Genomic DNA, 13,582 nt, shown 5'->3' with positions numbered 1-13,582 from the left:
GCGGGGAGATGATGCCGTGGGGTGCCCCGGTGGAGAAGGACCGCAATTGTGGGGAGTCGGTGGTTCATGGGGCTGGGAACTTCCTGAAGTCGACGTGGGATGGGGCGAAGGCGATGGTCGGGTTCGGGCCGGAGGGGTTCAGTGTGGACACGTTGGCCTCGACGTGGGTGGGGGTGGCTGATTTCGTGGGGTCAACGGCACTGTTGGCGTCTCCGGTGTTGAGTCAGGGGATCAAGTTCTTTGGTGGGGATGAGGTCGACCGGTGGGTGGACGAGCGTCATGATGTGGCGAAGACCGCGTTGGGGAGTTTTGTCGGGTATGACCATCAGGCGGCGAAGGAGGGGGGTGATGGTTGGCACAGGTGGAAGGAGGACGGTGTTGCCGCGCTGACGGAGAGTGTGTTGAACATCGGGACCTGTTTCATCCCGGGTGCTGGTCAGGTCGGTGCGGCGACGAAGGTGGGGTTGGCCGGGACGAAGGTGGCCCTGGCCGGGTCGAAGGTCTCCACGGTGGCGTCGGTGGCGGCGAAGGTCACCAAGGTGACGGTGAAGGTGGCTGACAACCTGATTCCTGGTGGCGGGCACCTGGTCGAGGGTGTGGCGAAGGTGGTCAATGCCGGTGCGGACACGGTGCGTGGGGTTGATGACGTCGCGGCGGTGAAACCAGCGAAGATGCCCGGTGCACCGGCAGCGCACACTCCGGTGACGAACACGTTGGATCTTGCGGGTGGGAATCGGGTGGTCACCAACGGGCCGAACCTGATGCAGGATGTGAAGGCTCCGAAGGTGCCCGCCTCGCCGGTGGGTGATGTGGCTGACCTGGCAGGTGAGGCAGGGACCAAGAAGACGCCCAAGGTCGATACAGCCCTGGAAGGGCTGGAAGGGGCGGAGCCGACGACTGCGCCACAACGGCCCAAGGCAAGTGGTCCTGCCGACGGGCTGGATTCGTCTCGGGTGCCTGAGAGCAGGAGCCCTGAGGGACCCGGCTCGAAGGCGCCCGAGGCAGACTCGTCCCGGATGCCTGAGCCGGAGCGTGTGAAGGTCCCTGAGCCGGAGGCGTCGCGGGTGCCGGACGCAGATTCCGCGAAGGCGCCTCACACCCCTGAAAGCCGGGGTGTTGAGGCCGAGACCACACGAACCCCTGAGGGGGCTGGCGCGAAGGCTCCAGAGGTTGAGTCCTCCAAGCTGCCGAAGCCGGATCGGGCGAAGACAGTGGATGTGGAGGCGTCCCGGGCACCGGAGGCTGATGCTGCGAAGACTCCTGAGGCGAGCGGGACCAGGACACCTGAGATCGAGACATCGAGAACTCCCGAGGCTGGGGCTGGGAAGTCCCCGGATGTGCCGGAGGCAGAGCGGGTGCCCCAGGAGGCTGGCACGCGAGGCGTCGATGATGCTGTGGATGTGGATGCCCGTAGGTCACCGGAAGCTGGGGACGCTGTGGATGGTCTTGAGGGGCGACACAGTTCCACCGAACCCGATGGTGGTGAGGGAACTGCTGCACGCGAGACCGCCAGTGGTGAGGGTTCTGAAACGACCACTGTCAGGGACCCGAACCAGTGGCCCGGTGAGGAACTCGCTCCCGGAGCAGAACGTCGAGCAGTTCCCAAGGGAGACCGCGACTGGTGGTACGACGAGGACGGCTACCCCCACGAGAAGGGCGACCACCATCCTGAATCCACCTACCGTGACGTGGAGGGCAAACTCCAGAACAAGAACGGCGGCTTCGTCACGGACACCAACCCTCCGGAGAAACCCGACCTCATCGAATCTCGACGAGAACTCAGCGACCATCCCGAGGGATACCGCGAACATCTCGACACCATCACCGACGACCATCAGACAACCTATACGGAGGACCTCAAGACCAGAAACCAACTCCAGCAGGAACATCTGGCAGACTTCCGCTCCCTGAAGACTCTCGTGAAAGACGCAGATATCAGCATCAAGGGGTTCACAGTCGATACAATCAGTAAAAACTTGGAGAAACTAGCTGACTCTGGAAAGCTCAACCACGATTTGGCCAAGAAAATCGAAGAAGCGTTTCTTACTGAGCGTGATTCTCTAGGAAAGTTGCAAACAGCTTCTGAGGGGCTGGGTGTGCGCGCTACTGATGGACTGGTGAATATCCGGAGCGAGATCTCGCTCTACGGCCCGAACCCCACATCGGGATCCAAGTTGTTGGACCAAGTTGGGGTCACACTGGACCCACCCTCGATCACTGTCTACGAGGCCAAGGGGATCGGTGGAGATCTGGGCGATATCGAGATCGATGGGAAACGGTATCAGCAGGGTACCAGCGAGTATCTTCAGCAGCTCATGAAGGATGACCCTCGCTTTGCACAGGGGCTGGAGGACCTCATCCGCAGGGAGGGCCCCGGGGCCGAAGCCCTCATCAAGGCCATCCGGAACGGAGAGCTGACCATCAACTACGATCTCGTCCACGCCAAGGCCAATGGTACCATCGAGATCTCCCGATTCATCCTCGACACCAAACCAACGCTTCCCGACATCACACTCCCCTGACAGAAGGAGCCGCCTTGAAATCCATTCCGCCGGATGAACTCATCGAGATCGTACAGTACTGGATCAACCAGGACTGGCCCCTCACCGAGGAACAGGCCAAACAAGCCTGCCGCAACCTCGGCTGGACCGAAAACGAAGACGGAGACTTCGACACACCCTACGATTTCAAAATCAACTACGTTCTTCTTGGCGTCAACAGAAAAACCAATCAACTGAGTCGACTGAGTTTTCGAATTTCCGACGTCGACCTCGAGGAGACTGCAGAACGCGACACCACACTGAACGACCTGTACACAAGTTTCATCACAGCCTTCAAGAAAACATGGGGAAAACCAAACACACGACGAATGAAGGACTACCGACGCGCATCATGGCCAAACCTCCCCAACGGAAGCAGAATTGATCTCACCAACGCGATGAGCTCTCTCTCCTGCTACATCTACAGCCCCGAATACGCCGAAGTCGAACGCTACCTCAGCCAACGGGGGCTCTGAGAGCATCACTCAGGGCGCTCACCGCTACTCACACCGGACCACAAGCGGCAGCAAGCAGTCCGACATGAGAAGAAAACAGTATCGCGATCACCGTTTTGAACAACATGGAGCCGCTTTGAAATCCATTCCGCCGGATGAACTCATCCACATCATCCAGTACTGGCTCAACCAGGACTGGCCCCTCACCGAGCAACAGGCCAAACAAGCCTGCCGCAACCTCGACTGGACCGAAAACGAAGAAGGGAATTTCAACACACCCTACGACTTCAAAATCAACATCGCTTCGCTAGGCGTCAACCTGGAAAACAGACAACTGAGTCTCGCGAGTTTCTGGATATCGGACGTGCTTCACGAAGAATCCCGGGAGCGCGAGTTCCTCTTGAACGACCTTTTCACTCGATATGTCAATACCCTAAAAGCAACATGGGGCAAACCAAAACTCAGTCGAAACAAAAATAGCCATGAAGCTTCTTGGCTGACCCTCTTCAAAGGGTGCCGCGTGGACATCGCAAAAAGGAAAGCCTCTCTCTCCTGCTACATCTACAGCCCCGAATACGCCGAAGTCGAACGCTACCTCAGCCAACGAGGACTCTGACCCCGGCACCGCTCTCAATCGCACTCGTGGGGGCTTGTCCCGGACAACAGGGTGCACTTCTCACACCGGGGCGCCCAAGCCTCCGATCGTCAAGATCCCACACGGGTTCCTCGGGGTTCATCCCTTGGTCTCGACACGGACTGCTCGCTGTTGCTCGTGCTTCGGCCTGTGATGTGCTGAGAACACCACACCGTGAATCATTCAGCACGATCCGCGAGACGCTGGCTGACCACCGTGGAGATGCCGTCACCACGCATCGTGACCCCGTAGAGACTGTCTGCGATCTCCATCGTGCGTTTCTGATGGGTGATGACCAGCAGCTGTGAGTTCTCCCGCAGCTCCTCGTAGATTCCGAGCAGACGGCCGAGGTTGGCATCGTCGAGAGCCGCCTCCACCTCGTCCAGGATGTAGAAGGGACTGGGACGGGCGATGAACAGACTCACCAGGAAGGCCACCGCCACCAGCGAACGTTCCCCACCCGAGAGCAGCGAGAGCCGTTTGACCTGTTTGCCCGCAGGCCTGGCCTCGACATCCACCCCGGTCTCCAACCAGTTCCCCGGCTCAGTGAGCACCAGGCGTCCCTCCCCACCCGGGAACAGCCGTGCGAAGACCTGGGTGAAGGTGGCCTCCACATCCCGCCAAGCCGCCTCGAACACCTCCTGCACCCGCCGATCCACGTCCTCGATCAACGCCAGCAGGTCCGCCCGGGTACGGTGCAGGTCCTGCAGCTGCTCCGCCAGGAAACCGTGCCGGGTCCGCAACGCCTCGTACTCCTCCAGCGCCAACGGGTTGACCTTCCCCAACGCCGTCAGCGCCCGCTCCGCCCGGCGCAGGCGTCGCTCCTGTTCGGCACGCACGTAGGGCACCGGTTCCGGCACCTCATCGTCCTCACTGAATGCCGAACCATCCGGGCGGGTCAACACCGGCACCGGCAGCTCAGGCCCGAACTCGGCGACGAGCACCTCCGCCTCCATCCCCAGCTCAGCCATCGCCCGCTCCACCAACTGCTCGTGACGCATCCGGTGCTCGATCCGCACGAGCTCGTCACGGTGCGCCCCGCGAACCAGCTCCTCCAGCACGGTGGTGGCCTGCCGCGAACGTTGCCTGGCCAGCGTCGTCGCGGCCTCCGCATCCCCTCGTTCCTGCTCCGCCTGCTGCCTCGCGCTGCCCGCCCGCTCCACGAGAACCTCGGCATGGCGCACCAGCTTCGTCGCCGCCCCGTGAACCGCCTCCGCGACGGCAGCCTCCCGCCGCAGCTGCTCCGCCTTCGCAGCCGCCTTCGCCCTGGACTGCCGTTCCGCGGCCGCCGCACGCAGCAACCCGTCAGCCCGACCAGCCAAGGCCCTCACCTGCTCCTCCAACGACCGCAACGCCAACCGGGCCTCCATCTCGGCCTGACGGGCCAACCGGGCCCGCACCGCCAACTCATCCCTGAGCGTCGGATCCGGCTCCGCCAGATCCTCGGTCGAGGCCGCCGCCACACGGCCCTCCAGCTCCTCACGCCTGGTCTCCAGCCCGACCTGCGATGCCTGGGCCTCCTCGATGGCCTTGGCCAACCGCTCCGCCTCCTTGACCGCACTCGCCTGGGTCTGCCGGTGAGCCGCCAGCGCATCAGCCACCGCAGTCAATTGGGCATCTGAGGCGTGCAGGGCCGCCAGCGTCGCCTCCGTCTCCGCGTCCAGCTCCAGCTGCCGGGTCCGGGCCTGCTCCAGGGCGAACCGGTTGCGATCCGCATCGGCCTCGATGCCTACCAGCTCTCCTTCAGCCTGTTCCAGCTCCGCGTTGAGGGCGAGCAACGACGGGCGGGACGTCGAACCGCCCTCCACCAGCCAGGAGGCCATCCGATCCCCGGCACGGGTCACCGCCACCACAGTCGGGTCCGTCCCGACGACACGACGTGCCTCATCGAGGTCCTCCACGACCACGACCCCGGCGAGCAAACCGGCCAAGGTGCCCTGCAGCAGGTCAGGGGCGGTGATGAGATCCAACACCGGAGACCCGGCCCCGACAGGGGCACCGGCCACCAGCACCGGGGCACGTCCGAGATCCTGCTCCGCCAGGTGCCGTACCGCAGCCACGGCCGCATCCAGCCCTTCGGCGACCACCGCCTCGGCCCCCGCGCCCAGAGCAGCCGCCACGGCCTGCTCCCACCCCGGCTCCACCCGGATGAGATCCCCCAGCCGTCCCAGCACCTCTCCGTGCTCCAACAGATCGGCCGAACCGTCACGCTGGCTGGTGGCCATCCGCAGTGCCTCCACCCGGGCCGCGACGCCGGCACGCTCCTGCGCCAGCCGGGTCTCCTCCGCCGCCAGGTGGGCCACCTCCTCGGCCTGTGCCCGGGCCGCGGCGGTCGCCCGTTCGTGGGCCGCGTCCAGCTCGCTCTCGCTGCTGCCGAGCCCCGACAGACGCAGCTCCGCCTCCTGGTACTCAGCCGTCGCTCGTCGTGCCCGGGCCAGCGCCTCCTCACGACGCTCCCCGAGGCGGGCCTGCTCCTCCTGGCTCGCCTCCAACCGGGAGGTGACCGAGGCCAGCTGCCCGGCCAGCCGGGCCATGCCCTCCCTCCGATCCGACAATGCCCTGAGCGCAGCCGCGTAGGAACGCTCCTCCTCGGCCTGCGCCTCCTCCGCGGTGCTGCGTTCGGCTGAAGCACCCTGCAGGCGCTCGGCCGCCTGCACCGCCTGATCGCCCAGTTCCGTCTCCCGCTCACGGACCTCAGCCGCCTCGGCCTCGAGCTGTTCCGGATCTCGGGCCGAGACGTCAAGCATCGGTTGGGCGTCGACCAGCCGCATCCGCTCCGCTGTGACACTCAGCGTCGCCGTGACCCGCTCCCGCAGCGCAGCCGCCGCGTACCAGCTCTCCTGACAGCGGTCGAAGGAACGCGACGCCTCCGCCAGCACACGCTCGGCCTCCTGCTCCGCCGCCCCCGCGGCCTGCACCTCGGCCTCCGCCCGCAGCCTGGCCTGCTCGGCCTCCTGCTCATCGGCCTCCGCCTCAGCCATCGCCTGCGCCGCCTGCTGCAGGTCGTCAGCCAGCAGACGCGCCTTGGCATCCCTGTGCTCCGCCTGGATCACCGCAGCCCTGCGAGCCGTCTCCGCCTGCCGACCGAGGGGTCCCAGCTGCCGCTGCAACTCATTGATGAGGTCCTGCAGCCGCTCCAGATTGGCACGGGTCCCCTCCAGTTTCCGCTCCGCCTTCTCCTTGCGCTTGCGGTGCTTGAGCACCCCGGCCGCCTCCTCGATGAAACCACGCCGGGACTCAGGCGTGGCCTGCAGGATGGCATCGAGCTGCCCCTGACCCACGATGACGTGCATCTCCCGGCCGATACCGGAATCGCTCAACAGCTCCGTGACGTCCAACAGCCGAGCCGGGGCCCCGTTGATCGCGTACTCCGACCCGCCGCTGCGGAACATCGTCCGGGTGATGGTCACCTCCGCGTACTCGATCGGCAGGGCACCGTCGGAGTTGTCGATGGTCAGCTGGACCTCCGCCCGGCCCAAGGGCGCACGCTTCGCGGTGCCCGCGAAGATGACATCCTCCATCTTCCCGCCACGCAGCGACTTCGCGCCCTGCTCCCCCATCACCCAGCTCAGGGCATCCACCACATTGGACTTGCCCGAGCCATTGGGGCCGACGATGCAGGTGATCCCCGGCTCGAAGTTGAGCGTCGTCGCGGAGGCGAAGGACTTGAAGCCTCGCAGCGTCAGCTGCTTGAGGTACATGCCTCACCCTTGTCCGACGTCCTGACCGCCCGAAAGGTCCAGAACTTGTTGACGAGGAAGGAGATGGGGATCGTCGCTGCGATGGAGATGAGATTCGCCCAGTAGTGGCGGTTTCGCAGCCCGGTGGAGCCATCGAAGAGGTCCGTCGGCAGGGACACCGGTGAATGTGGATGCATCAGGGCCGTGATGATGAGCTGCCCCGCCGCCAACGAGACCAGCCCCACGGTCAGGAACGGCCAGTACTCCTTGAACCAGGTGGCGGAGTTGTGCGACTTGAAGGTCCACCACCGGTTGAGCTGGAAGTTGAACAGGTTCGCCACGAGGAATGCCACCGCCGACATCACGTGGTACCAGCGGATGTTGAACGGGGTGGCCGGAATCGCCATCCAGACCCCCTCACCCTCGGGCACCGCAGCGCTCTGCCAGGCCAGGGGAAAGACCTTCGCGACGAGGATGAGCACAGCCATGTTGACGAACACCCCGGCCCCACCCACGACGCCGAAGCGGATGAGCTGGACCAAGGAGTTGCCGTGCCGGTCCAGCAGTTTTCTCATGCGTTCGTCCTGATGTCTCGTGGCAGCCGCTGGCACTTCGGGCACAGGAAGCTGCTCCGGTTGGTGAACTTCCGTCGGACCATCGGGGTCGAGCAGCGCCGACATGGTCGGTCCTCGCGCCCGTATGCATCCAGTTCTCTCTCAAAATACCCGGATTCACCGTTGATGTTCACATAGAGCGCATCGAAGGAGGTACCTCCCTCAGCCAGGGCCTCCCTCATCACGTCACCGGCGTGGGTGAGCAGCTGTCGGGCTCGCAGCTGGGACAGGGCCTCGGTCGGGTGCTCGAAGTGCAGTCGGGCACGCCACAGGGCCTCGTCGGCGTAGATGTTGCCGATCCCGGAGACCAACCGCTGGTCCAGCAGAGCGCGTTTGACGGTGGTGTGTCGCGCACGCAACCGACGGGCCACCGCTGCAGGGTCGAAGTCAGGGTCGAAAGGGTCGAGGGCGATGTGGGGAACCGGGTCCAGGGCACCTGCCTCGACCACCTCGAACCCGCCGAACATCCGCTGGTCGAGAAACCTGAGCTGGGTTCCGTCGTCGAGGCCGAAGAGCACCCGGGTGTGACGCAGGTGCGGGTCGGCGGGATCATTGACCCGGAACTGGCCACTCATCCCCAGATGGGCGATCACCGCGTCATCGCCCAGTGCGAACCACAGATACTTGCCCCGACGCCGGACCGCATCGACACGGCGTCCCACCAGCGCGGCGGAAAAGCCGTCCGCACCACCCGGGTGGGAGCGTACCGGGCGGTCATGGAGCACGTGGACGGCCTCGATGCGTCTGCCCAGCAGATGGGTCTCCAAACCACGACGCACCACCTCCACCTCGGGCAGTTCAGGCATCGGCACCGAGCTCCCGCCACGCCTGCTGGGCAGCGATCTGTTCAGCCCGTTTCTTGCTGCTGGCCTCACCCTCCCCGGCAGGCCGACCGTCGATCACGACGACGGCGGTGAACACACGCTGGTGGTCCGGGCCGACAGCCGTGACGTCGTAGCGGGGAGGCTCGAAGCCCTGCCTGGCGCAGTGTTCCTGGAGCGCGGTCTTGAAGTCGGTGTAGTGCCCCTCGTGCTCCCGGGAGGCGATGCGCTCGTCCAGGATGACGTGGACGAAACGGGCGGAGGTCTGGGCCCCGGCACTCAGGTGGACCGCACCGATGACGGCCTCCATCGTGTCGGCGAGGATGGAGCTCTTGTCAGAGCCGCCGGTCAGGATCTCCCCCTGACCCAACCGGATGAGTGGGCCAAGCCCCAGCTCACGCGCCACCTCCGCCAGGGCATGGGCACTGACCACGGAGGCGCGCAGCTTCGCCAGCTGTCCCTCTGCGAGCTCCGGGAAACTCGTGAAGATGTGCTCGGTGACCACGATCTGCAGCACCGCGTCACCGAGGAACTCCAGCCTCTCGTTGCTGGGGATCCGGCCGTTCTCGAAGGCGAAGCTCCGGTGGGTGAAGGCAAGCTCGAAAAGCTGGGTGTCCATGGGGACGCCCAGCTCCTCGAGGATGTCAGCGAGCCTGCTCAGGCCTGGGTGACCTGACGACGGGCACCCTTGGCACCGTACTGGCCACAGGACGGGCAGGCGGTGTGGGACAGGTGCTGCTCACGGCAGGCGGGGTTCACGCAGGTGACGGTGGGGACGACGGAAGTCTTCCACTGCGCACGGCGCGAACGGGTGTTGCTGCGCGACATCTTGCGCTTCGGAACGGCCACGATCTTCTCCTCGAACGAATACGGTCAGGTGTCGCTGCCGAGATCCAGCTGGGCGAGTTTCCCCCATCGCGGATCCACCTTGTCGGCATGTCCGTGATCGGGGTCCTCGTTGAGATTGAACCCGCAGTCCTGGCACAGGCCCGGACAGTCGGGGTCGCACAGCGGTGAGAACGGCAACTCCAGCACCACAGCATCCCGCAGGGCCTCCTCGAGGTCGATCGTCTCGTCGACCACGAGACTCTCCTCCTCGTCCACCTCGTTGCCGGGGTAGAAGTAGAGTTCCTGCAGCTCGAAGGACTGGTCCCCTTCGATCGGCTCCAGGCAACGTGAACACTCGCCACGGACCTCCGCGTGCGCCGTCCCCGTCACCAGCACCCCTTCGACGACCGCCTCCAGTCGGAGAGCGAGATCGACATCGGAGTCCTGTGGCACCGAGATCATGTCGTAGCCGAGCTCGGCCGGAGCAGGGACCGTCTCCCGGATCTCCTTCAGGGCACCCGGACGCCGTCCCAGTTCCAGCACGTCGAAGACGTACGGGGAACGGCGGTCTGGGTGACGAGGCGAGGAGCTCATGGCTGGATTCCCTTCGTCGACCGACCATGACTTCGTCATGACCAAGGTGCAACTTTACCCAGAGCGGATGGAATCATCAAAACCCACCCCGTCCAACCAACCAAGCCTGTCCCTATTGATTCTGATTGTCAATCTGGCGTGCAGCGTCGACCACACAGGGCGGTACGTAGGAGGAGACATCCCCACCGAGTTTCAGGACCTCCCTGATGATGGTGCTGGAGAGTGTCACGTTGCCCGCAGCAGCCGGCAGCAGGACGGTCTCCAACCCGGTCAGGGAGTGGTTCATGTGGGCGAGCTGGAGTTCGAAGTCGAAATCGGCCCCGAACCTCAGCCCCTTGACCACCGTCGTGATGCCGCGCTGGTGTGCGAAGTCGACGAGCAGCCCCTCCATCGTCTCCGCCCTGACCCCGTCCAGATGGGCCGTGGCCTGGCGCACCAGATCCAACCGCTGCTCACCGAACAGGTAGTTCGACTTGAGGCTGTTGCGTCCCACGCCGACGAGCACCTCACCGAAGAGGTCCCGTGCCCTGATGATGATGTCGAGGTGGCCGTTGGTGATGGGATCGAAGGATCCGGGACACAACACTGTCGTCATGACTCTCCTGCCGGGTTCTCGTGTCGGTTCGAGGCGAAATGAAGGGTGGTCTCACCGTAGTCACGACTCCAGACCTCGTCGAACCCACTCGGCCACCGAGGTGGCGCCGAACGTCTGGAACGCTCCACCACGACCAGGGCCTGCTGGGCGAGCATCCCGGGTGAGCACAACGCACCCAGCACCCGGTCCAGCTGGGCAGCGGCCATCTCGTAGGGCGGATCGGCGAAGACCAGGTCGAAGGGGCCTGTTGGCAGCTGGGCCTCCACCTTCGTCGCCCGGACCTCCACCGCCAGCCGGGCTCTTCGAGCGTTCTCCCTGATGACGGCGGCGCTGTGGACGTCCACGGCGACGACGCGGCGCGCCCCCCGGCTGGCCGCCTCCAGGGCCACGGCCCCGGTCCCTGCGTAGAGGTCGAGCACGGCAACGCCTGCCAGATGTCGCTCCGCCGCCTCATCAGTGGTTCCGAACCACGTGACGAGGCTGGAGAACAGCGCTTCCCGCACCCGGTCACTGGTGGGCCGGGTCCCTGACCTCGGGGAACTCAACCGTGTCCCCTTCGCCCGTCCCGCGATGATCCGTGTCATGTCTTGTCCAACCACTCCCCCGCCGAGACCTCCTCGGCGGCATCGATGAGATCCGCCAGCAACGGATCCGTCGCGGCTCGGGGATCGGCCAGCACCCGGGCCGCCACCTCCTTGGCCCGTTCGATGACGGCACGATCGGCCAGCACCCGGAGCAGCTTCAGGGAGGACCTCCCCGACTGGGCCACCCCCAGCACGTCCCCCTCACGACGCAGCTCCAGATCGCGCTCGGCCAGGGCGAAGCCGTCGTCGGAGTCCACCAGGGCCTGCAGCCGGTCCTGCACCAGCCAGGCGTTCTCCTCAGGGGCCGCCAGCAGGAGACACAACCCCGGGTGCTCACCCCGGCCGACACGGCCACGCAGCTGGTGCAGCTGGGAGATCCCGAACCGGTCCGCATCGAGCACCACCATCACGGAGGCGTTGGGAACGTCCACCCCCACCTCGATCACCGTGGTGGCCACCAGCACGTCGATCTCACCGGCCGAGAAGTCCGCCATGATCCGCGCGCGCTCAGGGGCTGACTGACGACCGTGCACCATCTCGACCCTGAGGCCTGCCAGCGGGCCGTCGGTGAGCATCGGTGCGATGTCGGTGACGGCGCTCATCCCCTGCCCCACCTCGAGATCCCCCTCGGTGCGGTTGCCGGTGATGGCCGGGCAGACCACGAAGGCCTGCCGCCCCTGCGCCACCTCCTCGCGGATCCGTTCCCAGGCCCGATCCACCCAGTGGGGATTGCGTGCGGTGTCGACGAAGACGGTGCGCACCTGCTGTCTTCCGGTCGGGCGGTCCCGCAGCTCGAACGTGTCGAGGTCGCCGAAGACCGTCATCGCCACCGAACGTGGGATCGGGGTGGCGGTCATGACCAGGGTGTGGGGCTGCACCGCGGCCTTCGCGGCGAGTGCCGCACGCTGGTCGACCCCGAAGCGGTGCTGCTCATCCACCACGACGAGCCCGAGATCGCTGAACTCCACATCCTCGCTCAACAACGCATGGGTCCCGACGACGACGCCCACCTCACCCGAGGCGACGGCCTGCAGGGCACGTCGCCTCGTGGCCGTGGTGAGTGATCCGGTGAGCAGCTCCACCCGGGTGGCCAGTGGATGATCGTCGAGGGCACCACTGCCCGACAGCTCACCCAGCAGCGCGGTGATCACGGCATGGTGCTGCCGGGCGAGGACCTCCGTGGGGGCCAGGAGTGCCGCCTGACCACCGGCATCGACGACGGCGAGCATCGCCCGCAGCGCCACCAGTGTCTTGCCGGAACCCACCTCTCCCTGCAGCAGCAGGTTCATCGGGGTGGGTCTGGCCAGGGCAGCCGCGATGGTCACGCCCGCCTCCTGCTGTCCCGGTGTCAGCCGGTACGGCAGGGCGGCGTCGAACGCATCGAGCAGGCCCTGCTCCCGCCGTGCCCGCGGGATGGCCCTGCGGCTGTCGCGCTGTTCCCGACGCCTGGCCACCGCCAACTGCATCCCGAAGGCCTCGTCGAACTTCAGGCGCGCCACGCCGCGTTCAGCACCCTCAGTGCTGACCGGCTCGTGCACCTCCCGCAGGGCATCGGGCAGCGGGAGCACCCCCGCCAGCTGCACCACCCATTCCGGCAGGGTGTCCCCGAGTGAGAGCACCGGCGGCAGCACCATCGCGATGGTCTCGGCGATCCGCCAGGTGACCATCTTCCCCGTCGCCGGGTAGAGACCCACCAGACGGGAACGCTGGGTCACCCTCGCCATGGCACGCTTGTCATCGGACCTGATCCCGCGGTTCTTGCCTCCGGTGATGGCCCCGTGCTCATCGATCACCACGAAGTCGGGGTGGGTGAGCTGCAGCCTCTCCTTGAACGCCCCCACCTTCCCGACGAAGATGCCCCGGGTCCCCGGTGCCAGCTGCTTCTCCCAGTAGTCGGCGTAGTAGGGACGCTTCTCAGGGACGAACAGTGCCATCTGGAGGTCCCCCCGCCCATCGGTGAGCACCACCTGGAGCCGGGTCACCCGCCCATGAACGATCTCGCTGCTGCGCACCTTCGCCACCACGGCCACCTCCTCGCCGTATCGCAGCGTCGAGAAGTCACTCATCTCGGTGCCGGAGAGATACCGACGTGGGGTGTGTCGCAGCAGGTCCCCCAGGGTGGTCAGGCCGAGCTTGGCGAGCTCCTCCGCCGAGGCACCTCCCACCACGTCGCGGAGCCTGTTGCTCAGCTCACGGTGGATGGCGGTGCGGGCGCGTCTCATGGAACCGAGCCTACC

12 protein-coding genes are annotated in these 13,582 nt (G+C 65.6%); 3 read left to right on the top strand and 9 right to left on the bottom strand.

Going from position 1 to position 13,582, the window contains the following annotated elements:
• From EII34_RS14275 to EII34_RS14265, 3 genes are all read left to right on the top strand, one after another.
• Positions 1 to 2,522, top strand: a 2,522-nt coding sequence (locus EII34_RS14275; RefSeq protein WP_148092636.1) for a hypothetical protein, incomplete at its 5' end; no start/stop codon positions are given.
• 14 nt (positions 2,523 to 2,536) lie between these two features.
• Positions 2,537 to 3,016 carry a DUF6301 family protein gene (locus EII34_RS14270; RefSeq protein WP_124845847.1) on the top strand — a complete coding sequence of 160 codons (480 nt, stop codon included), beginning with the start codon at positions 2,537 to 2,539 and terminating at the stop codon, positions 3,014 to 3,016.
• Between the two features lie 64 nt (positions 3,017 to 3,080).
• On the top strand, positions 3,081 to 3,611 hold the full coding sequence (locus EII34_RS14265; RefSeq protein WP_124845846.1) for a DUF6301 family protein: 531 nt from the start codon (positions 3,081 to 3,083) through the stop codon (positions 3,609 to 3,611).
• A gap of 197 nt (positions 3,612 to 3,808) precedes the next feature.
• Here EII34_RS14265 and smc read toward each other — a convergent pair whose 3' ends face one another.
• The 9 genes from smc to EII34_RS14220 form a co-directional block, all read right to left on the bottom strand.
• Positions 3,809 to 7,330 (bottom strand): chromosome segregation protein SMC, encoded by a 3,522-nt coding sequence (smc, locus tag EII34_RS14260; RefSeq protein ID WP_124845845.1) that lies wholly within the window; start codon positions 7,328 to 7,330, stop codon positions 3,809 to 3,811.
• Positions 7,312 to 7,884: a GtrA family protein gene (locus EII34_RS14255; protein ID WP_124845844.1), complete on the bottom strand. Its 573-nt coding sequence runs from the start codon at positions 7,882 to 7,884 to the stop codon at positions 7,312 to 7,314. Before EII34_RS14255 ends, smc begins: the two co-directional genes overlap by 19 nt.
• Positions 7,881 to 8,729: a bifunctional DNA-formamidopyrimidine glycosylase/DNA-(apurinic or apyrimidinic site) lyase gene (mutM, locus tag EII34_RS14250; RefSeq protein ID WP_124845843.1), complete on the bottom strand. Its 849-nt coding sequence runs from the start codon at positions 8,727 to 8,729 to the stop codon at positions 7,881 to 7,883. The genes EII34_RS14255 and mutM overlap by 4 nt, the downstream gene beginning before the upstream one ends.
• Complete coding sequence (gene rnc / locus EII34_RS14245; RefSeq protein WP_221620313.1) at positions 8,722 to 9,363, bottom strand: ribonuclease III; 642 nt, start codon at positions 9,361 to 9,363, stop codon at positions 8,722 to 8,724. Before rnc ends, mutM begins: the two co-directional genes overlap by 8 nt.
• A 38-nt stretch (positions 9,364 to 9,401) precedes the next feature.
• Entirely contained in the window at positions 9,402 to 9,593 is a 192-nt protein-coding gene (gene rpmF, locus EII34_RS14240) for a 50S ribosomal protein L32 (protein WP_124845841.1), read from the bottom strand.
• A 24-nt stretch (positions 9,594 to 9,617) separates the two neighbouring features.
• Positions 9,618 to 10,166 carry a YceD family protein gene (locus tag EII34_RS14235; RefSeq protein ID WP_124845840.1) on the bottom strand — a complete coding sequence of 183 codons (549 nt, stop codon included), beginning with the start codon at positions 10,164 to 10,166 and terminating at the stop codon, positions 9,618 to 9,620.
• Positions 10,167 to 10,278: 112 nt separating this feature from the next.
• The gene (gene coaD / locus EII34_RS14230) at positions 10,279 to 10,761 is read right to left on the bottom strand and encodes a pantetheine-phosphate adenylyltransferase (protein ID WP_124845839.1); all 483 of its coding nucleotides are present in this window, start codon (positions 10,759 to 10,761) and stop codon (positions 10,279 to 10,281) included.
• The gene (locus EII34_RS14225; RefSeq protein ID WP_124845838.1) at positions 10,758 to 11,345 is read right to left on the bottom strand and encodes an RsmD family RNA methyltransferase; all 588 of its coding nucleotides are present in this window, start codon (positions 11,343 to 11,345) and stop codon (positions 10,758 to 10,760) included. Before EII34_RS14225 ends, coaD begins: the two co-directional genes overlap by 4 nt.
• Positions 11,342 to 13,567 (bottom strand): ATP-dependent DNA helicase RecG, encoded by a 2,226-nt coding sequence (locus tag EII34_RS14220; protein WP_124845837.1) that lies wholly within the window; start codon positions 13,565 to 13,567, stop codon positions 11,342 to 11,344. Before EII34_RS14220 ends, EII34_RS14225 begins: the two co-directional genes overlap by 4 nt.
• Positions 13,568 to 13,582: the final 15 nt, after the last annotated feature.

This window comes from Arachnia propionica (assembly GCF_003859805.1).
Classification (GTDB): domain Bacteria; phylum Actinomycetota; class Actinomycetes; order Propionibacteriales; family Propionibacteriaceae; genus Arachnia; species Arachnia propionica_C.
Note: the sequence above shows the minus strand (reverse complement) of the source record. Positions and strands in the feature narration are given on the sequence as shown.